This window comes from Desulfosediminicola ganghwensis (genome assembly GCF_005116675.2).
Taxonomy (GTDB): Bacteria; Desulfobacterota; Desulfobulbia; order Desulfobulbales; family Desulfocapsaceae; genus Desulfopila; species Desulfopila ganghwensis.
The window spans coordinates 3,881,606-3,902,645 of sequence record NZ_CP050699.1; the positions used below are offsets into that span (position 1 = coordinate 3,881,606).

Sequence of the window (21,040 nt, forward strand, 5' to 3'; positions counted from 1 at the left end):
ACCCGCTTCAGGACCTGCCAAAACATGTACTACTCAAGGGTACCCATGTAGTTAAAGGTCGGCAGCTTCGGTTTCCTGGCGTTGCCGCTCATCCTCTCCGCAAGATCCTGAAGATCTTTCTTGCCGGAAAGGCCGCCTGTCAGATCCACAACCGCAAAGTCAATCCCCATTGACTTCAGATCATACAGATAGGGCAGCAAAGAAAACGGTCTGGCTGGTCTGGTCTGGGTAAAACCATCCTTTTTGCTGATTACAAACCCTTCCTGCTTGGGACTGATAACAGGCTTGTTGTACTGGAAAAACGATGCAGCGAGTCTGGCTGTAAACAATGGCGGAGCACCATAGACAGTCATGCCAAGTCGCATTGTTCGTCTGCCACCAGTCTTTCTCGAAGCGGGAACACCCATTTGCTTATAACCCTGCACGGCGTTCTGAATGCTTTCACGGTCTGCCTCCATCGCCAACTGCACAGACTCAAAACCAGCTTCCGCCGCAAACAACAATGCCTGGTTGTTGAGCAGGTTCAAACTGTGATCGGCAGTAAGGAAAACTTTTTCACCGTCAAAAAGATCTATCTGGCTGACATGGCTGACCTGAAAACAACGGAACCCGGAACGAATAAGCATCGAGATATGCTTTTTCATTCTGCTGAGTTCCCTGTCAAGCATAATGGGCGGCAATGCCCAGGTCACACTTTTGGACTGTTTACCGAGCAAACGTTTAAGCTGGCCTGCATCGCGAACGCTGTTTTTATCCAGGGTTATAATATACTTATCCGGCCGCAAGACCATGCTGGCAAGAATCGGCTTGGCCGAGTCGAGCTTAAGCCACCAATCCATGGGAAGCTTAACCTTAACAGTCTCACCATGATTCTGCCGCTTCCCCTTTTGCTGCTGTTTCTTCCTCGGTGGCTGCTTCAGGGGTTCTTTACTGGCAAATGCAGGGTCGTGCGCGGTATCGTAAACTCTCTCCTTGACCGAAATCAGGTGGGGTAAGAGTTTTTTTCGTGCCCTGCCAATTTCGTGAGCAGCATCAGCTACCGCAAGCTTTGTCCCGTAGCCACCACCTTTGCCGACATCAACCTTATAAAGGTCGATATGTTTCCAGCTCTTATCAAAAGCTTTCTCCGGGAGAAGCAGATCAGCATTTTCACCGGCGGCAACATAATCAACCTCTGCCCCGCGAAGAAACAACTTTCTCAGACTGAAAGCCAAGCGCTCGCCTGAAGGCTCAAGATGCAGGCGCACCCTGTCTCCGACGGCCAGCCCCTCTTTCAATTCAACCCGAAGCATCCCCTGTCTGGCAGCGCCCCTGGCGCGACCCAGGTGAAGCCCCATATTACCGGAGTGGTGCGGGGTAATCGCCTCTGCAGGCTGAGGTGTGAAAAAGTAGCCGGAACTCACTTTGCGGCTCATCGCCTGATCTACCAGAATTTTGGCCTCACCCAAAGCTTCTTTGTACGAGCTTTCCGGTGCATCCATCACCTTGCGGTAAGCACGTACCACCTTTTCCACATACAGAGCGGAACGCAGGCGACCCTCGATTTTCACAGAGGCAACACCCAATTCCCGGAGATCTTTTACAACCTCAAGTCCGTCGAGATCATTCATCGAAAAGAGATAACTCCCCTTTCCCCGATGACTATCCGGTCGGCTACCGCCTCTCGCCCCGGAACGCTGGCCGGAGTTAGTTCCGTAGGAACGCCGGCAGGGCTGTACACATCTGCCACGCAGCCCGCTTTTGCCCCCCAGATATGAGGAAAACAAGCAGTACCCGGAATAGGAAAAACACATGGCACCATGCACAAAAACCTCAAGCTCCACATCGGTGCGCCTGGCTATGGCTTCTATTTCGGCCAGGGTCAACTCTCGTGCCAGCACCACCCTGCTACAGCCCATACGGGCCAGTAACTCAACACTCTGCAGGTTATGTGCTGCCATCAGAGTGGAAGCATGAATCTGTAATTCGGGGAAATAACGACGAACGAGATTAATAATACCCAGATCCTGGACAATCAGCCCATCAGGGGCCAGATACTCGAGAACTCCAAGAGTTTCAATAACCTCAGTGAGTTCTTTCTCAAGAATCATACTGTTTGCGGCCACGTAGATTTTCTTGTCGTGGCGGCGACAGTGGGCAATCATTGCACCTATCTCTTCCAGGCTGAGATCCCGGGCGAGATTTCTGGCATTGATACCAGGTGCACCGACATAAACTGCATCCGCCCCGGCTTCCAGGGCGGCATAAAAATTCTCTACATTCCCGGCAGGGGCCAGTAATTCCATACTACTCTACAACTCTTAAGCTAAATTAACTTTCAACTACGACCGCATTACTATCGGAATTTTCTTCAAGCAAAACCTGAATTCGTTCCTTTGGTAAAATTGTGGTCTGCATACCGACAAAATCAGGCTGAATGGGCAACTCCCTGCCACCGCGATCGACCAGAGCGGCCAGCTGTATGCAGGTTGGTCTTCCATAATCCATCACGGCATCCATCGCAGCGCGAATTGTTCTGCCAGTGAAGATAACATCATCAACCAGAATAAGATGTGAATTGTCCACATCAAATGGTATGTCGGTGGTTCGTACTACAGGGTTTTGCGACATCAAACTCCAGTCATCCCGGTACAGGTTTATATCGAGACTACCGTAGTGCACTTCTGCAATATCCTCACCCACCAGCTCCTTGAGTGTGGCAAATAGCCGCTGCGCCAGAAAAACGCCGCAGGTATGAATTCCGACTATTGCCAGGCTACTAGCCGCCTGGTTTCGCTCTAAAATCTGCAGGGCGATCCTCTTGATTGCAAGATCTATATCCTGCGAGTTCATTATGGTACGTTGTACTTTACTCACGCTTTCACCCGTTTCCAGAAAAATTCCACCCCTCGCTCAGCCACCCGGTTAATCGCCTCGGGAAAAGCCTCACATTCCAAGGCAAACACCTTGGAAGCAATTGTGTCTGCATCGTCATCATAGTCGAGGTCAACGGTCTTCTGGAGAATGATCGGCCCTTCATCATACTTGTCATCGGCGAAATGCACAGTGCAACCACTCACTGTACAGCCCCGATCCCTTACGGCCTGGTGCACGTGATGACCATAAAACCCATCACCACAAAAGGAAGGAATCAGTGATGGATGAATATTAATCACATTTTTAGCAAGATGCTCAGGCGGGGAATACAGCTTCAGGTAACCAGCAAGGCAGATAATATCCACAGAATAATCCTGTAGTATATCATTGATCGCTGCATTGTCCGTGGCGTGGAAAGCCGGATACCCATAGTTCCGTGCCTTTTCAAGCCCCAGGGCACCATCAACATTTGAGATAACCACCTGAATATCACCCTTCAGGGTACCAGCCTGAATACGCTCATGAAAGTTATCCAGAGTTCTGCCACTGCCAGATAACAGGACCGCCATTTTTAACATAATTTACTCTCCGGCAAAATATTCGTTGGAATCCACATCAACCTTTTCCAGCCAGGCTGAAATCACAGTGTCATATTTCGCTGTAAGGGCAAATACCTTGCGAGCAAGCTTAAAGCGGGTTTTGAGTGTTGTATTGCCGGTTTCCCTGATCTCTTTGATTACCTGTGGGTAATCGGCAGGATCAACGATGACGGTTACATCGTGAAAATTCTTTGCTGAAGAACGCAGCATGGTCGGTCCACCGATATCGATGTTCTCGATAGCGTCGGCCAGAGAGCAATCGGGGTCCGCTACAGTTTTTTCAAAAGCATAGAGGTTCACCGCAATCAAGTCGATATTCTGAATGTTGTGCTGGGCACACTGACTCCGATGACTCTCGTTCGCCCTCTGGTTAAGTATACCGCCATGAACTTTGGGGTGCAGGGTTTTCACCCGGCCATCGAGCATTTCCGGAAAACCGGTAAATTCAGAAACATCCTTGACCGTTATACCAGCCTCACGGATCTTTTTGGCGGTACCACCGGTTGAAAGTATCTCAACGCCCAGATCAGCGAGTTCCTGGGCAAACCCCTCAATACCTGATTTGTCGGTCAAGCTGATCAGCGCGCGCTCAATTTTAGCCATTCTCTCCTCCAATCAATCTTTACGAATAAATGCTTTTATTTTTCTTCGATCACGCTTATCGGGCTTGGCAGTAGGATGCACATGACCTGCATTCATCATTCGCCGCATATCCCTTTGATTTTCACGCTCCCGAATACTTTCTTCCGTCTCTTCATACAACAGTCTCGCCTCACTGGCCGGTCTTCTCATACTGGCTACGGCGAGTACTTCTATGTGAAATTCATCTTGGCCTTTACTTATTACCAGCTTATCTCCCTCCTGCACATTTCTGGCCGCCTTCACTCTGGTATTGTTCAAATGTACCTTACCGCCATTGACAGCCTTAGCCGCTAAAGACCGCGTCTTGAAAAAACGTGCAGCCCATAGCCATTTGTCTATACGTACATGAGGAACCTGACCTGATGAAGTTTCCATACTCTGACCTGATCAATTTCTTTGGCCCGAATTGTGCCTGGAAGGTAACAACTAAATTTTCTGAATTGGACTGTACAGGTTACACCGATTTCACCTGAAACGCTTGAAAAATTGTTGCGATAGATTTTCTCACCGAAAAGAGTATTGTCTGCCATTCGAAAAAAGGGTAAGTAAGTTTCTTACAGGAATCACCGTTACCTGTCCGTTTTGCTCGGATCAGACACGCCTCATTTCCCGATTCAATTACATCAGGAATTAAGGGCATGTCTTTCCGGCTTTAAATTTTATAACCTAAGGTACGAGAGGGTTATGCACATCCAAGCTGTCGGCATAAATAATATTCACACTCCCGTTAAAGTGCTCCAGAAAGGTGGTGGCCTGCAACATACTATCGCCACTATCAGCATGCAGGCCAAGCTACCCAGCTCAAAACGGGAGAGCTGTGTCGAGACGTTCACGAGCATCCTCAACCAGTCCCTTGATGAACTGAGCTGGGAAAGCTTCGGAGAGATCCTGCGGGAAGTCCAGAGCGCCCTGGGTTCACAAAGCGCCCGACTGGAAATGACTTTCCCTTATTTTATCGAGAAAAAAGCACCCGTCACCGAGACTCGCAGCCTCATGGAGTACAGCTGCACTTTTTCTGGCGGAATAGGTGAAGCTGAAGGGCTGACCCTGAGTGTCGCCGTACCTGTTACCACGTTATGTCCGTGTTCCAAGGAAATCAGCCAGCACGGAGCACACAACCAGCGGGCCGAGGTTAAACTCAATGTGGAGATGAAGAAGTTCGTCTGGATAGAAGACCTGATTAGCCTCGTTGAACAATCAGCTTCCTGTGAACTCTATGCTCTCTTAAAAAGACCGGACGAAAAGTATGTAACGGAAAGAGCTTTCAACAATCCGATGTTCGTTGAAGACGTAGTTCGCAAGGTGGCTGAATCTGCAATGGCCCACCCTGAAATAGATCGGTTTTCCGCCAGTGTTGAGAGTTTTGAGTCCATCCATAAGCATAGTGCCTACGCCTATGTGGATAGTGACGAAATCCGCTAGCTCCTGAAAATGGTTCGGAATAACTGCTGTTAAACTCTGAATTGCTGAGATTGCCTGCCTACCTTGTTCAATTACGAGTAGACAATCTCAGTCCCGACTTTTTTGCTGCAACTATCGATAAAACTGCTAAGGGACTCAGCCTGGTACGCCGTGAGACCAACAAACTCAAAAAAACAATTGGGCGGCACAGGCAAAGCTTTACGTTTTTCCCGGTCTGAAACGAGGCGCTCCACCCGCCGACACTCAAGCCCCTGTATAGCGGTACCATTGTTACAATTGAGCAGTTCAACATCATCCAGCCTGATAACCCTGTCCGTCATCCCCACCAGGCTTCTGCAGGCGATGCCTCCGGAACTGATATCGATTATCTCAGCCAGGTTCTCCGCGCTACAAAGCAAGGCATCATGCAGCACCTTGAAGCGTCTGTACTTCCGTCGTTCCATGGGCTGAATCTTGGCTTTTTTCGCTTTCACCTTTGTGTGTGTAGTCATCTCCCAGCCTCTGTATTATGGAAAACAGCAAGACCAAAACCTAACACACATTAAGAGTAATACGTTTCGTTGAATTACACAATAGCGGGTTTATATGAGTGGAGTGGCAGTACAGACTCTTCAGAGGAAAGCGAGAAATTACAGTATATTAAACAAGCAAAACACATTATTTGCGGAACCACCAGAGGATCAGGGAGATAACAACACTTATGACGATACAGGTTGTTATCGGCATAAAGAAACGAAAATTGTCGCGATTGACGACAATATCGCCAGGGAGACGTCCAAAAGGAATCTTCTGAAGCCATGGCCAGAGAAGACCGATTATTATGACGATAACGCCTATTGTGATGAGGTTCTTATTCACAGTGTCCACTTGCGAAGAGTACAATCCATCTACCAGTTATACCTCACGCCATTATCCCGGTTGATCAGTAAAAATCAACAAAGACTACCTGCTGTATTAAATCATATGGGGGATTCGACAGACACGCGAAATATTCAGGTCATATTTCAGAACACGTCATAATCGTCATTTCAGCAGCATGCAACCGGCCAAACGGATCCTATCAACCCGGACAAAGGCCTACCAAACCAGTAATATGCTGCAATCTCAATAGCACTATAGTTGTCACAGATAAAACAAACCGGATACTATCAATAAATCAAAGGAGAATGTACCCGGTGCATATCGTTACGCGGCACAGGCAATACTATCGCGATACTGCTCAAAAGCCCTGGCAAGCCTCTGCATACCTTCTTTAATGGATACAGGTTCTGTACAGGAAAAATTCAGTCGGAATGTAGACTTCCCTTTCCCGGAGGTATAAAATGCCGCCCCAGGCACAAAAACCACTTTTTCTTTTACCGCGAACTCAAAGAGTTCCATTGCGTCATAACCTGCTGGCAGTTGCCCCCACAGAAACATTCCACCCTCAGGTTCCCAAAGCTTAACTTCCCCCGGCAAACATTCATGTGCCGCAGCCACCATCGCCTTACACTGCTGGCCATAGGCTTTGATGATTATTTCAAGATGGGAATCGAGATCGTTATCTTGCAAATATTTTGCCAGAATGTACTGATTGATACTTGCCGTATGTAAATCTGCAGCCTGCTTGGCAATAAGCAATTTTTCATACAGTGGTTCGGGTGCCACCAGCCAGCCAACCCTGAAACCCGGCGCTACTGTCTTGGAAAATGAACCCAGGAGCACAGTATGCTCAGGGCAATAGTGATAAAACGATTTCTGGGCCACTCCGCTAAAACGCAACTCCCCATAGGGGTCATCCTCTACCAGAACAATCCCCTTATCCTTTACAACTTCGGCCACTTTCTCCTTCGTTGCATTGGTATATGTGACCCCTGAAGGGTTTTGGAAATTGGGCACGGTGTAAAGCAATTTCGCCTTACTTTTACCTGCGGCCGTAACCAGGGCCTCAGTGTCGAGACCATCTTTACAGACCGGAACAGGCTCAAATCGAGGTTCATACATGGACAGAGACTGAATCGCTCCAAGATATCCGGGCTCTTCGATCAATACGGTATCACCCTCATCGATCATGACCTTGCCAACCAGGTCAAGAGCCTGCTGGGAGCCGGTTGTAATCAGGATTGAATCCACCGGGATTTCGATCCCTTTTTTCAGCCGGTACCTGTCTGCGATAATCTTCTTGAGCTCGGCAATCCCTTCTGAATTATTGTACTGAAGGGCATCTGCACCATATTCGGCAAATACTGCACTCGTCGCCGCCTCGATGCCACGTACCGGAAAGTATTTCCTATTAGGCAATCCACCGGCAAATGAAATAATTTCGGGATCAAGTGACACTTTTAATATTTCCCGTATAAACGACCGAGGTACAGTAGCCATTCTTTGTGCAAACATCTCTTCCATTGTAATTTCCTTTCGGTGGGTACTACCAATTGTAAATGCGGCAGAGTACTTGAACTATGCCGGAAACGGCAAAGAGGAATGAAGTATATTCAGCAGAAAGACCAACGCAGGTGACAATGATATCACCTGTTCCACTTGCCCGGTTCCCTGAACCAGAGCCGGAATTATACTGTACCAAGACGAAAAAGTATACGAATATGAAACATTGAGAAGCTTTACTGCGATCACGAACCCTGAAACATACGGTTAATAATCAATACCGGGTTGTGGCTCAATGTCCTTACGATAGGCATGTTTTATCTCACGTACCTCGCTCACAGTATCAGCCCTTGCCACAATTTCCGGGTGAGCATCACGACCGGTCAGAATCAGGTGCAATTCAGGTGGTCGATTATCAAGAATTTCCAAAACTTGTTCAAGATCAACCAGTTTGAGGTCAAGGGCGTTGTTGATCTCATCAAGTATAATGACCTGATATTTCCCGGATCGTATTTTTTCATTAACAAGGAGCAATGCCTGCTGTGCATTTTCACGGTGCTCAGAGTGTGGATATGGATTGCCCTGTATGCCACAAAAGCCTTTACCGGTAGCATAGAGTTCAACCAGTCCGCCCAGGAGTTTAACACCATCCCACTCCCCGGAATAGATATCCCCTTTCATGAACTGGATAATAGAAACATGCAGTCCGTGTCCGGCGGAGCGCAACGCCATTCCCATGGCGCTGGTGGTTTTGCCTTTACCTTGCCCCGTAAGTACCACCAGCAGCCCTTGTTTTTTTTTGGGCACCAACTTGGTGATCTCCATACTCTTTTCCTCCCGGGCAGGGCAGCAGAGAAAACCTATCTTCCCCCTTACTGGCCGAATCCCTGAAATTTTTTCCTGAAATCTGATGATTCCTTCTCACCATCCAGCATCCTTTTCAGAATGTTAAATTCATTACTGGCAACACGTAGTTCACCACGCAGGTTATCCTGCTCAGCAAGGCCTGCTGTCTCCATTTTTTTCTCAATTTCGTTTACTTTCTGTTGCGCGCGGTAAAGATCACGGGCAATCGCTTTAATGGACATGTATTACTTTTCTCCTAGGAAAAATTGCTGAACTTCTATAGTTTCTTAACATATAGTAACATCATTCTGGCTAAACCGGCTAACTCAAGCCATCTCGGCAATGATGACCACACAGAATTGATTGTTTTCCTAACCTCGCATACCGCTCAATCCTCTAAAAGAGAAAGGTAATATTAAAATGAGCTGCATTCAAAGACAATCCTCCAAAACAGGAAACTGACAATATGAAACGTATACTCACATCATTTATTCTATCGACCCTCCTCCTGTATCCCGCGTTCGTCACCCAGGCCGCAGAAAATGACGCAAATCGGTCTATAACGGTTACCGGAAACAGCTCTGCAACTCTTCCCGCAGAAACGGCAACTATCCACGGGCAGGTAAAAGTAGTGAGTGATTCCACTGAGAATAGCTACTTGAAAGTAGTCGAGATTCTGGTCGAATTATCCACGAAAGTTCAGGAGCTTGGCCTGAAAAAAACAGATATCATCGCAGGGGCGATTGGCCAAAGGGAAGAATATGAATACAGTGCGAACATTCGCAAGCCTAAGGGATTCTCTGCCACAAGCAATATTTTGTTAAAAGTGAGTAACGTAAAGGATGCATATAAAATCCATAACGAACTCTCACATTTTCAGAATCTTACCATACTCACAACAGAATTTGGTCTGAAGGACCATGCCAAGGCTAAAGGGGACACTCTCGAGCAAGCCTTGGCCAACAGCAAAAGAAAGGCAGAGCTTATGGCAAACTCCATTGGCGCACAGCTTGGTCCTGCCCTTACCATAGAAGAGACAACTGCCAATCCATACCCAATGGGTCGGTCAGAAATGATGCTGCAGCACTCTCCGGCACCTTCCAGCCCGGTATCGATAACCACCACAGGATCAGTCACCATAGAAAGCAGTGTGCGAGTGAAATTCCAGCTTCAGTAGTTAGACTCAACACTATTGATAATCTCCTGCATACAGAGGGATTGCACAGCTAATTGCCAGGCAATCCCTCTGAAATGTTTACAGCAGGAAAATCAGCATGTCACCACACGAAGCTTGCCGCCCGCTTTCCAGCTTTCAATATTTTCAACTGTCTGATCCACAATCCGTTGCCGGGCCTCCTTGCTGGCCCAGGCTATATGGGGAGTGATAATCAGGTTTGGAAGTTCTGCTTCAAGCAGTGGATTCGAATTCTTAGGCGGCTCAACGCTCAACACATCCATGGCTGCACCGGCTATTTCTCTGTTCTTTAAAGCCTCCACCAGAGCAACTTCATCTACAATACCGCCACGGGCAGCATTGACCACCAAGGCAGTGGACTTCATGCTTGCAAATTCCTGTTCGCCTATCAGCCCGCGGGTAGCATCATTTAAAGGGCAATGCAGAGTAAGAATGTCGAGCTGAGGCAAAAGTTCTGAAAGTGAGGGCCGCGTGCTATCATCTGAACCAGGACGGGCAGCGACCACGACCTCCATCCCAAAGGCTTCCGCGATTTTAGCCACCCCCTTGCCGAGAGTACCGTAACCTACTATTCCGAGGGTCTTGCCACGTAGTTCCGTAATGGGGTAGTCGAGAAAACAAAACTGTCTGGCAGACTGCCATCTTCCCTGCCGCACGGCCTGTTGATATTGCAGCAGGTTTGTCTGCAGGGCAAGGATAGAGGCGAACACATGCTGTACAACTGAGTCAGTACCGTACGCCTGGCAATTACAAACGGTTATTCCCCGCTCGGCGGCGGCCTTCAGGTCAATCACATCCGTACCTGTTGCAACCAGGCAGATGAGCTTGATGTCAGGGTTAGCTGCCATCTCGTCATGGCCTATTCTGGCTTTGTTGGTGATTACTATCTCTGCACCCGACAATCTTTCATTTACTTCCTCGGGGGTGCTGAATAAATAAATTTCCAATTCATCGCATGCCGACTTCAACATTTCGAGATCACAATTATCTATCCCTTCAGCATCTAAAAACACTGATTTCATAACACTTCTCCAGTCTCAACTCCAATATTCAATGCAAATTACTGTAGAGCCCGTCAGCTGATGGCAGAACAGCATTTCATCTCTCCTCAATTACACGAAAACCAGCATATTGTTCAGTAAAGAATCGCTTGCCCTTCTCAAGAAATTCACGGTAACTCCAAATTTCTTCAGAAAGCAGATGCTGGTAATGCGGTTTAACAATATATGCCATCACCTCTATCAGCTCGTCATCATTTTTTTGCTTCACTTGTATGGTCTGGCGTGTGTACATCTCTCCTTCAAAGATATCCAGTCGCTCCATGGCAACATGGTCTACCTCATCATAGACCACACCTTCGACCGTACCGGCATAATCTGCCACCATTCCAGGATAATGCTCATTTCGAACACAAAATCGCTGAAAACCATCAGCTGTCGCACTAAAAGAGGGAAATCGTCTTCCGGAAACTTCATCCATGATATCTTGTGACATCAATGAACCATAAGTAAATAATTTCATTGCAATACTCTCCCAAGCTCTTCTGATCCTCACTGCCTCTCATGTACTTTGATTCAAACCAAACATTGCATTTACTATTTTTTTCTACTAATATCTGCGGCTTCAACAATCATCATCCACCATATCAGACTAATTTCAACGTAACTTTTTACGCTGTTTATACATATGTTTTTTCGAAAAAAGGCACAATTACGCATTTCCTTCTTGGGAAAACGAACAGCCCTGATATCCGCGCTGCTATTGACTTTCGTGACCCAGCAAGGCTGCTCGACTCACAGCAGCCCCCTGTCAGACGCAGAACTTGAGAGCGGCAGCCTGTTAGACGATGAAATTGCTCTTTCAGATACCCTGCAAGCAGGAGATGTGGAAGCAGCTCAGAAAGCGCTGAACGATTTTCTCAGCCAATGGGAAGGTACACCATACAGACTTGGTGGAAACTCACATAAATCAATCGATTGCTCAGCCCTGTCTTCTCGGACTTACAAAGAACTTTTTGATATTGACCTGCCCCGTACCGCAAGGGACCAAGCTGGTCAGGGGACAACAATTCCACAGTCAGAACTACAGCCCGGTGATTTGATATTTTTCAAAACCGGTAGATACCAGAACCATGTTGGCGTCTACATGGGCAACAATATTTTCATGCATGCATCAAGCACAAATGGAGTGACTGTCTCAGAAATCAATTCACCGTATTGGCAAAAACGTTTTTGGAAAGCAACAAGCCACCATAAAAGTTAGCCCCCTGATTTGTTTAAACGTATTGACCACCCCTTGCCTCTCACCAGCTGGCAGGCAAAGGGTGTACGATTGCTCGTCTCCCCTTGCCTCAATAGTTCAGTCAAATCACCCGATTTTAGTTTTCATATCGACCAGATCTATACCGGCCTTAAGCATTCTGAACAGTTCACGATAATGCAAGCGATTACGGGTTTTCACATAGCTATACACAGCTTTTCGAACCTCACCTTCACTGATTGAAGGATAACGTTTCAGCACTCCCGCTATCTCACTGCTTGGCCAATCCATATCCCACTGAACATGTTCTTCCATACAGCGATCATGGTCGTCTATGGCTTCATTGATCAGCGAGTCCCTGAGTCGTTCCGCCTCATGAAATTTCTTTTTACTTTTCAGATCAGAACCTTTTCGCTCTGCCAAAAAGTCATAAATATCCTCTAACGGTTCCAGCCGCATTACCTTGGCAAGATACTTAACCTGGCGTTTTCGTGCCCCGGCCTTCAAGCCTCTGCAGTTGCGTATTTCCTCTTTAAGCTCGTCAGTGCAGGGAAGCTTTTTCAATTCATTATCGGAAAACTCAGCGAGTTCCATCGCCACCTGCTCCGTTTGCTTAAACTGCCTCTTTTTCTCAGACCTGCTTATGTTTTCTTCCATAAATGATAGTCTTGCAGAGCATCAGGCCCAAAAGCCGTGCCATGCATTATGTTAACTTTTAAAATTTATAATTCAGTTAATTTCACGATTGATGACTCGTAGTCTTCCGGCTTCTCCAGCCCCAACAGGGTACAGAGAGTTGCTGCGATATTGGCAAGACCCGGACCCTCTACTCCGGCGAGTTCGAATTCATTGTTACCATTATAATCTTTTACTATAAACGGCACAGGGTTTTTGGTATGAGCCACCATTGGAGCCCGTTCGCCATTCTTCTCTGTCCACATGCAGTCTGCATTCCCATGATCTGCTGTGATTACTGCTATGCCGCCAGCCTTTGCGATCACTTTCAGCAATCTCCCTAGACACATGTCAACCGCTTCAACAGCTATGCGGATAGCCTCCGGCACGCCGGTGTGACCCACCATATCACAATTGGCGTAATTGAGCCTGATGAACTTTTTCTCACCAAGCTGAACCTGCTCAATCACCTTGTCTGTTATCTCAGCGGCCTTCATCCATGGGCGCTGATCAAACGGCACCAGATCTGACAATATTTCTTCGTAGTTTTCAAGTGATGGATCAACGTAACCTGACCTGTTCCCATTCCAGAAATAGGTCACATGACCAAACTTCTGGGTTTCAGATATCGCATAGGAGGAGACACCGTTGGCACAAAGATATGCGCCAATGGTTTTATCAATGGCTGGCGGTTCAACAAGATAGTTCTTGGGAATTTTGGCATCACCATCATACTGCATCATGCCCGCATAGAAAACATCCGGGCTCCGCTTTCTGTCAAAAGCTGTAAAGTCTGCCTCTTCGAAAGCTCGCGAGATCTCGATGCCGCGATCACCCCGGAAATTAAAAAAGACAACCCCGTCACCATCCTCTATAGTGCCGACCGGTACATCATTTTCCGTAACGACAAAAGATTGCATATACTGGTCTGTTATATCAGGATCTTCGTCATAGTACGTCTGAACAGCTTCCCTGGCACTGGAAAAATGACGCCCCTCTCCAAGTACATGAGCTTTCCAGCCATATTCCACAATTTCCCAATTCGCCTCATAGCGGTCCATGGTAGTTATCATCCTGCCGCCACCTGAAGCAATCCTGTAATCTTTGCCGCCCGCCGAAAGCTCGGTAAGCTTTTCTTCCAATGGCACAATATAACTCAGGGCACTCTTTGCCCCCACATCCCGCCCGTCGAGCAAAGGGTGAACCCGAACCCTGTCCACACCTGCGGCCAGGCAACCATCCAGTAACGAATACAGTTGTTCGATATGACTGTGAACATTGCCATCTGAGAGCAACCCTATAAAATGGAGGGTGCCACCCTTCTCTGCCCGGGCCAGCAGACTCTTCCAGGCGTTGCCGCGAAAAGCCTCGCCAGACTCCAGTGCGTCATTGACCAGCTTGGCCCCTTGTGCAAAAACACGACCAGCGCCCAGGGCGTTATGCCCTACTTCGGAGTTCCCCATGTCTCCGTCACTTGGCAAACCCACCGCTTTACCATGGGCTTTCAAGGATACCATCATCTTTTCCTGAAACAACCGGTCAAGAACCGGGGTATGTGCAGTGTAGACTCCGTCACGTTCATCCCTGGTGCCAATACCCACACCATCCAGAATTATCATTACCACTGGCCCTGGGAATTTTGTATATCCTTTCAATTGTTCTAATTTAAGGGCTTCCATCATATCTCCTTTTCATTCTGGTTGGTTTACAAGAGAAGCAGAATATCAAGCGAAGGTGCGAACCAGGTCATCATCACCAAGTCCCGTTATTATTGAAATGAAAAAACATTTTGTGGCGTCACAGATACCACGAATATAAAGTATGACGCAATACAGGATACAGCCTGTTGCCTCAATCTGTTGGTAATTCCCGCCATCCGCCAGTTCAAACCTCACATATTAACTGTTCGACATCCACCCAGCTCTGATTCTTAAACCTGTGACTTTAGCTATTTGTGGATGTAGCCGTCAAATTAAGCGAACATTTCCGCGAGATCCTGCCAACAAATGTTAGTTTGGCTCCGTATAAGTTAGTATTGTTCTTGATGCCAGCTGTTTTTAGGTTTATCAATGTTTCTAATTCTGCTATTGTCAGCATCATGTATCGCTTATCAAGCGAATGCTGCAAAAATGTAACATCCACAGAGAAAACTCGGTTTCCGCCACCGCTGAATTCAAGAGAGTAACAGCACTTACAGATTTATATGTTAAACACTATTACAGCATCACCAAGCCTGGCAATACGGGTATCCGCCGAAAAATTATGGATGTTCAATTCATTGCTTCAGGCAGGAATACACGTTCAGTCGGAATCAGAGACCTCAATAGGCGTTTTTTTAAAACAGTTACCAGGATTCAGTGAAGATTATATTACTGAACAGATACAGACAATTTTCCTGAATGGCACAGCCACTGATGATCTGGCAACACCGTTGGTCGGCGAGGCTCCTGTACTTGCAATATCCGCGGCGATGCCGGGACTTGCCGGCGCGATTTTCAGAAAAAACAGCCTCCACGCTGCTTTGAGAACCACAAAGGGACCTGAGAACACCACGTTCAACAAACAGCAGATTACCGTTTGTCTTAAGCTTTTCAATACTATAGCAAGAGATCGCGGCGAAGAGATGCTACGCCTTGGCGTTTTGATTGACAGCTCCGCTATACAACAATTTTTCTCAACCCGCTCTTCCACTCTGCAGCACATTACCAGTATCACACTGAATAACGAATCGATAACAGAACCTGAAATGCTCTCTTTACTGGAGCAATATGACAGGTTGAATATACAGGTAGTATGACGTCATGACATCCAAACCACAAACCCGGGATATGCTGGGGCGCACAACCCTTACTCCCGTACCGGAGGCCAGATCGATACTGCTCGACCAGCTGCAAAAGATCTCCCCGGAAACAGAAACTATTCGTATAGAAGATGGCCTGGACCGGGTCCTTGCACAATCTATATTCTCCGCAGAGAACCTTCCACCTCACCCGCGTTCAGTCATGGACGGTTTTGCTGTCTGTGCCGCAGACACTTTTGGCGCAAGCGAATCTATGCCTTGCTATCTGCAAATCACCGGCAACGTCGCCATGGGGGAAATGCCAGTAGGTGAAGTACAGCGGGGCTGCTGCTTCAAGATCGCCACCGGCGGCTTTCTGCCCAAAGGCGCTGATGCGGTGATCATGCACGAGCACACGGTTCCAGTCGATGAGACCATGATTGAAATCGTAAAAGGCGGTGGACCTGGCACAGCTATCATCGGCGTTGGCGATGACATTCGCGAAGGTGAAGAGGCCCTGAAGCCCGGCCACTTGCTCAGACCACAGGATCTTGGCCTATTGGCTGCACTCGGCATAACCCAAATCAAGGTGTATCGCCAGGTACGGGTAGGCATTGTCTCAACCGGCGATGAAATAGTCCCCCACTCCGAACAACCGGGTCCCGGCAAGATTCGAAACATCAACAGTGTGGCTCTCGTTGGCCTCATTTCAAGGGCCGGAGCCATTCCGACAGATTACGGTATTGTCTCAGATCAGCGCGAGGTGTTCTTTCCTGTTCTTGAAAACGCTTTAAAAGAAAACGACATCGTGCTCTTTTCCGGCGGTAGCTCTGTCGGTGTACGCGACCTTGGGGAACAGGCTGTAGAATCTCTCGGGCCTCCGGGAATATTGGTACACGGCGTTAAGCTTAAACCCGGAAAACCCGTTCTCATAGGCTTGAGCGGCACAAAACCTGTTTTTGGGCTTCCCGGCCATCCGGTGTCCGCACTGGTTTGTTTTGATTTATTCGTTGCACCGGCTATCAAACAACTTTCTGGTGAAGTTACCGGACCGAAACCGACAGCAACGGTGACAGCAAAACTTTCCAGAAATCTCAACTCTGCTGCAGGTCGACTCGACCTGGTTCGTGTGCGGCTGATACAAGAGAAGGGATCATGTATAGCAGAACCGGTCATGGGTAAATCCGGGGCCATATCAACCCTGTCACGCGCGCATGGCTATTTTTTGATTGATGAAGACAGCCAGGGAGTCACCCAGGATTCTCCGGTCGAGGTATATATCTACTCATGAGCACACGAAATATTTACGTTAAGAACACTCCCCTGCAGGAAGCCCGCGATAAATGGTTCAAGGCTCTGCAAGACAAAGGATTCTTTTCCAGAAATCGTTCCGAGATCATTGCTGTCGATGATTGCCTCGGCAAAGTCACAGCGGAGCCTGTATTTGCGAGACGCTCTTCCCCCGCACACAACGCAGCGGCAATGGACGGAATCGCAGTACACTTTGCAGATCTGGCCTCCGCCAGTGAAGCATCGCCAGTTCAACTCTCACCTGAAAAATTCCAACAGGTGAACACCGGCAATGCCATACCGGAAGGTTGTAATGCAGTGGTAATGATTGAGGATGTACATATCCTCGACAACGGCTCAGCAGAACTTCACATGCCGGCCACTCCCTGGCAGCATGTCCGAACCATCGGTGAGGATATCGTTGCCACCGAACTGATTCTGCCAGAGGGACACCACATCAGGCCGATTGATCAGGGAGCTATGCTTGCCACCGGCATCACTGAAGTAGCTGTCCAACGCAGCCCAAAAGCCACAGTGATTCCAACTGGTAGTGAATTGATTCAACCCAACCAGGAACCAAAGCCAGGGGAAATCATTGAATTCAATTCCCGCATTCTTGCCGGTTACCTGCAGGATTGGGGTGTCGATGCCAGCCGGTCCCAGCCAGTGGCTGATAATCCGGAGGCATTGCGTGCCGCATTGACTCAAGCCGCCGCAGAAAATGACTTTGTGGTCATGAACGCAGGTGCTTCCGCAGGTACCAAGGATTTCAGCTCGACAATTCTCGCCGAGATTGGTGATGTCATTGTCCACGGTGTTGCCATCAAGCCCGGGAAACCTGTTATTCTGGCTCTTATTGGTGATACACCGGTTATTGGCCTTCCTGGTTATCCTGTATCCGCTGTTCTTACCATGCGGATTTTCATCAGACACCTGGTGAGCACCCTGCTCGGGAGGGAACTTGATGACCACGGTACGATTGAAGCTGTCATGTCCAGGCCCGTCCACTCTGCCATGGGAGTAGATGAGTTTGTCCGTATAACCCTGGGCAAGGTCGGCGATACCCTGATGGCAACCCCTGCAGGCAAAGGTGGCGGAGCGGTAATGTCATTGGTTCGTGCAGATGGACTGCTTACTATCCCCGTCGGTAACGAGGGCGTCGGTGCCGGTGAAAAGGTACAGATTGAGCTGGTTCGTCCCCAGGCTGAAGTAGACGCCACTCTGGTCTTCATCGGCAGCCACGATAATATTCTTGACCTGCTTGCCAACCAACTGCATCAGCAGCGGCCCTATACCAGGATTTCCTCAGCCCATGTCGGTTCCATGGGTGGAATAATGGCCATTCGTCGTAACGAGGCCCATCTTGCCGGCTGCCACCTGCTCGATGAAGCTACCGATGAATACAACATTCCATTTATAAAACGTCTTCTTCCCCGGATTCCACTGCAGCTCATTAATCTCTGCTATCGCGAACAGGGGCTGATTGTACCGAAAGGCAATCCGAAAAACATTCAATGCTTCCAGGATATGGTTGATGGCGATCTTACCTTCATTAACCGTCAGGGAGGAGCGGGAACGCGCCTGCTGACCGATAAAATTTTAAAAGAATCGGGGATCTCTCCGGAGCAACTCAACGGTTACTACCATGAAGAATACACCCATATGAGCGTTGCCGCCGCTGTCGCCAGCACCAGTGTCGATGCAGGCATGGGCATTAGAGCTGCGGCCGTTGCCCTGGGCCTCGATTTCGTACCGATTGCCGAGGAGCGGTACGATCTTATCGTTCCACAAAAATTCCTCGACGACCCGAAAGTAATAAAAGTACTCGACCTCATTCGCAATGGGGAAGAATTTCATAATAAGATACTTGCCCTTGGAGGTTATAACCTGCGTGATACCGGCAAGGTTCTCTATGAACAGGGTGAATGATCCCCCTGTGCGAATTTAGCCTTTTCAGGCTATCTCAGGTAGAGACATCAGCACCCTGAAGTAAACGAATGAAACTATTTATAATCAAAAGACATACACCTGGACAGGGTAAATCTAGAACCCATTATTAGGAGGTTGTTTATGAAAGACAGAATTTTTAGGGTAAACCTCACCGACATGACCACTACGGTCGAGGATGTACCGGAATCCTGGGCAGGACATGGCGGACGAGGCCTTACCTCAACCATAGTTGCTGCAGAAGTTGATCCGACCTGCCACCCGCTGGGACCCAAAAACAAACTTGTTTTCGCTCCGGGTCTGCTCTCGGGTACAGTTGCGGCCAACTCCGGCCGTCTCTCTGTCGGTGGCAAGAGCCCTCTGACAGGAACTATCAAAGAGGCTAACGGTGGTGGTACCGCCGCCCAGTTAATGGCTCGCTGCGGTGTCAAAGCACTGATCCTCGAAGGACAACCTGCGGATGACAAATGGTTCAGCCTCGCCGTTACCCCTGAGGGAGTAACTATTGAGGAAGAAACCGAACTCGTAGGCAAAGGTAATTTTGCGGTTCTGGAGACACTCTCCACTCGTCTCGAGAACAATCCGGCCATTATCACTATCGGCCCTGCCGGTGAAATGAAGATGGCTGCTGCGAATATTTCCATCAAAGATCCGGATGGCGGTATTCGCTCCAACGGTCGTGGTGGCCTTGGCGCGGTAATGGGTTCCAAACGCGTGAAATTCATCTCTGTAACCCCTGGCGATGCCAAGCTTGAAATTGCTGACCCGGAAGCCTTTAAAGCAGCAAACAGAACTTTTGCCAAAGCACTGGTTGATCACCCGGTCAGCCAGGCACTTGGCCAGTATGGCACCAACGTTCTGGTTAATATCATCAACGAGTCTGGCGGCCTGCCGACCAAAAACTTTACCCAGGGCCAGTTCGAGGGACATGAAAAGATCTCCGGCGAAACCATGCACGACACCATCAAGGAGCGTGGCGGCCGCGTGAAGCACAACTGTCACCCTGGTTGTGTTATTCAGTGTTCCCAGGTGTACCACGACGCAGACGGCAAAAAGCTCACCTCGGGTTTTGAGTATGAGTCTATCTGGGCTATGGGCGCAGACTGCTGTGTTGACAACCTTGATCATATCGCAATGGCTGATAAGCTGATGGATGATATCGGTATTGACTCCATCGAAACATCAGTGGCATTCGGTGTTGCCATGGAAGCCGGCATCCTCGAATTTGGTGACGGTGAAGGCGTTTGTCGTATGCTGAAAGAAGATGTCGCTACCGGCACAGGATTAGGTAGAGTAATTGGTAACGGTGCCGGTTCTGTTGGCCGTACCTATGGTGTTACCCGTGTTCCGGTTGTCAAGAACCAGGCTATCCCTGCATACGATCCACGCGCCATTAAGGGTATCGGTATCACCTATGCTACCTCCACCCAGGGCGCAGATCATACCATGGGCTACACCATCGCCACCAACATCCTCAATGTCGGCGGCGCGGTAGATCCACTTACCAAGGAAGGCCAGGTTGAACTTTCCAGAAACCTGCAGATCGCCACTGCGGCCATCGATTCCACCGGCATGTGTCTGTTCATCGCTTTTGCAGCGCTGGATAACGAGGAGTGTCTGCCTGCTCTTATCGACCTGCTCAACGCCCGCTTCGGTATCAGCCTTACTGCTGATGACGTAGTAAATCTTGGTAAATACATCCTGAAGACTGAAAGAGAATTCAACGAGAAAGCCGGTTTTACCAACCTGGATGATCGTTTGCCTGAATTTTTCTACAATGAGCCTCTGTCACCGCATAACGTTGTATTTGATTTCAGCGGCGAGGAAATTGACACCTTCTGGGACTTCTAATGAAAATCAAGGTCAAACTCTTTGCCTACTTTCGGGACAACAGGTTCATGGAAGAGTTCAGAGACTACCCAAAAGGTACCACTGTCGGCAATGTGGTTGACGGTCTCGACATAGACAGAGAGGAAGTTGGTGTGCTCATGACAAACTTCAGGCACACCAGCTTCGAAGCTGAACTGAAAGAAGACGACATCCTCGCCATCTTTCCAGTAGTTGGTGGTGGCTGAAGCTGTCATTCATCACAATTTATTTGTATTGTCACGTATTATCACAAGCCGGGTCGCTTTTCTGACCCGGCTTTTTCTTTTTTCATTTCCT

21 protein-coding genes and 1 pseudogene are annotated in these 21,040 nt (G+C 48.4%); 8 read left to right on the forward strand and 14 right to left on the reverse strand.

Features of this window, described 5'->3' with window-relative positions:
• Positions 1 to 29: 29 nt before the first annotated feature.
• The 5 genes and pseudogenes from FCL45_RS16605 to FCL45_RS16625 form a co-directional block, all read right to left on the reverse strand.
• On the reverse strand, positions 30 to 2,285 hold the full coding sequence (locus tag FCL45_RS16605; protein ID WP_136799215.1) for a peptidase U32 family protein: 2,256 nt from the start codon (positions 2,283 to 2,285) through the stop codon (positions 30 to 32).
• 25 nt (positions 2,286 to 2,310) lie between these two features.
• Positions 2,311 to 2,856 (reverse strand): bifunctional pyr operon transcriptional regulator/uracil phosphoribosyltransferase PyrR, encoded by a 546-nt coding sequence (pyrR, locus tag FCL45_RS16610; protein WP_267313994.1) that lies wholly within the window; start codon positions 2,854 to 2,856, stop codon positions 2,311 to 2,313.
• Positions 2,853 to 3,434, reverse strand: a complete 582-nt coding sequence (locus FCL45_RS16615) for a formyltransferase family protein (protein WP_136799214.1) — start codon at positions 3,432 to 3,434, stop codon at positions 2,853 to 2,855. The genes pyrR and FCL45_RS16615 overlap by 4 nt, the downstream gene beginning before the upstream one ends.
• A gap of 48 nt (positions 3,435 to 3,482) precedes the next feature.
• A pseudogene (locus FCL45_RS16620) lies at positions 3,483 to 4,058 on the reverse strand (IMP cyclohydrolase); the annotation flags it as partial.
• A gap of 12 nt (positions 4,059 to 4,070) precedes the next feature.
• On the reverse strand, positions 4,071 to 4,472 hold the full coding sequence (locus tag FCL45_RS16625; RefSeq protein ID WP_136799212.1) for an RNA-binding S4 domain-containing protein: 402 nt from the start codon (positions 4,470 to 4,472) through the stop codon (positions 4,071 to 4,073).
• A gap of 309 nt (positions 4,473 to 4,781) precedes the next feature.
• On the opposite strand from FCL45_RS16625, the gene folE2 reads away from it, so the two are divergent.
• On the forward strand, positions 4,782 to 5,519 hold the full coding sequence (folE2, locus tag FCL45_RS16630) for a GTP cyclohydrolase FolE2 (protein ID WP_136799211.1): 738 nt from the start codon (positions 4,782 to 4,784) through the stop codon (positions 5,517 to 5,519).
• 71 nt (positions 5,520 to 5,590) lie between these two features.
• Here folE2 and FCL45_RS16635 read toward each other — a convergent pair whose 3' ends face one another.
• From FCL45_RS16635 to FCL45_RS16655, 5 genes are all read right to left on the reverse strand, one after another.
• Entirely contained in the window at positions 5,591 to 6,010 is a 420-nt protein-coding gene (locus tag FCL45_RS16635) for a PilZ domain-containing protein (RefSeq protein WP_136799210.1), read from the reverse strand.
• A 166-nt stretch (positions 6,011 to 6,176) separates the two neighbouring features.
• Positions 6,177 to 6,377 carry a DUF2905 domain-containing protein gene (locus FCL45_RS16640; protein WP_217907594.1) on the reverse strand — a complete coding sequence of 67 codons (201 nt, stop codon included), beginning with the start codon at positions 6,375 to 6,377 and terminating at the stop codon, positions 6,177 to 6,179.
• A gap of 327 nt (positions 6,378 to 6,704) precedes the next feature.
• On the reverse strand, positions 6,705 to 7,904 hold the full coding sequence (locus FCL45_RS16645) for an aminotransferase-like domain-containing protein (protein ID WP_136799208.1): 1,200 nt from the start codon (positions 7,902 to 7,904) through the stop codon (positions 6,705 to 6,707).
• Positions 7,905 to 8,150: 246 nt separating this feature from the next.
• Positions 8,151 to 8,708: a cob(I)yrinic acid a,c-diamide adenosyltransferase gene (locus FCL45_RS16650; protein ID WP_136799207.1), complete on the reverse strand. Its 558-nt coding sequence runs from the start codon at positions 8,706 to 8,708 to the stop codon at positions 8,151 to 8,153.
• A gap of 47 nt (positions 8,709 to 8,755) precedes the next feature.
• Complete coding sequence (locus tag FCL45_RS16655; RefSeq protein ID WP_136799206.1) at positions 8,756 to 8,971, reverse strand: hypothetical protein; 216 nt, start codon at positions 8,969 to 8,971, stop codon at positions 8,756 to 8,758.
• 224 nt (positions 8,972 to 9,195) lie between these two features.
• On the opposite strand from FCL45_RS16655, the gene FCL45_RS16660 reads away from it, so the two are divergent.
• A complete protein-coding gene (locus tag FCL45_RS16660; RefSeq protein WP_136799205.1) occupies positions 9,196 to 9,906 on the forward strand; it encodes an SIMPL domain-containing protein in 711 nt (236 codons plus the stop codon).
• Between the two features lie 92 nt (positions 9,907 to 9,998).
• Here FCL45_RS16660 and FCL45_RS16665 read toward each other — a convergent pair whose 3' ends face one another.
• Both FCL45_RS16665 and FCL45_RS16670 read right to left on the reverse strand, forming a co-directional pair.
• Positions 9,999 to 10,946 (reverse strand): 2-hydroxyacid dehydrogenase, encoded by a 948-nt coding sequence (locus FCL45_RS16665; RefSeq protein ID WP_136799204.1) that lies wholly within the window; start codon positions 10,944 to 10,946, stop codon positions 9,999 to 10,001.
• Between the two features lie 76 nt (positions 10,947 to 11,022).
• Entirely contained in the window at positions 11,023 to 11,445 is a 423-nt protein-coding gene (locus tag FCL45_RS16670; protein ID WP_136799203.1) for a gamma-glutamylcyclotransferase family protein, read from the reverse strand.
• 165 nt (positions 11,446 to 11,610) lie between these two features.
• On the opposite strand from FCL45_RS16670, the gene FCL45_RS16675 reads away from it, so the two are divergent.
• Entirely contained in the window at positions 11,611 to 12,186 is a 576-nt protein-coding gene (locus FCL45_RS16675; RefSeq protein WP_217907595.1) for a C40 family peptidase, read from the forward strand.
• A gap of 105 nt (positions 12,187 to 12,291) precedes the next feature.
• On the opposite strand, the gene yjgA is transcribed toward FCL45_RS16675, so the two are convergent.
• Positions 12,292 to 12,840: a ribosome biogenesis factor YjgA gene (gene yjgA / locus FCL45_RS16680; RefSeq protein WP_136799202.1), complete on the reverse strand. Its 549-nt coding sequence runs from the start codon at positions 12,838 to 12,840 to the stop codon at positions 12,292 to 12,294.
• A 65-nt stretch (positions 12,841 to 12,905) separates the two neighbouring features.
• Positions 12,906 to 14,540: a 2,3-bisphosphoglycerate-independent phosphoglycerate mutase gene (gene gpmI / locus FCL45_RS16685; protein ID WP_136799201.1), complete on the reverse strand. Its 1,635-nt coding sequence runs from the start codon at positions 14,538 to 14,540 to the stop codon at positions 12,906 to 12,908.
• A 521-nt stretch (positions 14,541 to 15,061) separates the two neighbouring features.
• On the opposite strand from gpmI, the gene FCL45_RS16690 reads away from it, so the two are divergent.
• From FCL45_RS16690 to FCL45_RS16710, 5 genes are all read left to right on the forward strand, one after another.
• On the forward strand, positions 15,062 to 15,655 hold the full coding sequence (locus FCL45_RS16690) for a hypothetical protein (protein ID WP_136799200.1): 594 nt from the start codon (positions 15,062 to 15,064) through the stop codon (positions 15,653 to 15,655).
• Between the two features lie 4 nt (positions 15,656 to 15,659).
• Positions 15,660 to 16,928 (forward strand): molybdopterin molybdotransferase MoeA, encoded by a 1,269-nt coding sequence (locus FCL45_RS16695; RefSeq protein ID WP_136799199.1) that lies wholly within the window; start codon positions 15,660 to 15,662, stop codon positions 16,926 to 16,928.
• Positions 16,925 to 18,856 carry a molybdopterin biosynthesis protein gene (locus FCL45_RS16700; protein ID WP_136799198.1) on the forward strand — a complete coding sequence of 644 codons (1,932 nt, stop codon included), beginning with the start codon at positions 16,925 to 16,927 and terminating at the stop codon, positions 18,854 to 18,856. Before FCL45_RS16695 ends, FCL45_RS16700 begins: the two co-directional genes overlap by 4 nt.
• A 141-nt stretch (positions 18,857 to 18,997) precedes the next feature.
• The gene (locus FCL45_RS16705; protein ID WP_136799197.1) at positions 18,998 to 20,725 is read left to right on the forward strand and encodes an aldehyde ferredoxin oxidoreductase family protein; all 1,728 of its coding nucleotides are present in this window, start codon (positions 18,998 to 19,000) and stop codon (positions 20,723 to 20,725) included.
• Positions 20,725 to 20,949, forward strand: coding sequence for a MoaD/ThiS family protein (locus FCL45_RS16710; protein ID WP_136799196.1), 225 nt, complete (start codon positions 20,725 to 20,727; stop codon positions 20,947 to 20,949). The genes FCL45_RS16705 and FCL45_RS16710 overlap by 1 nt, the downstream gene beginning before the upstream one ends.
• Positions 20,950 to 21,040: the final 91 nt, after the last annotated feature.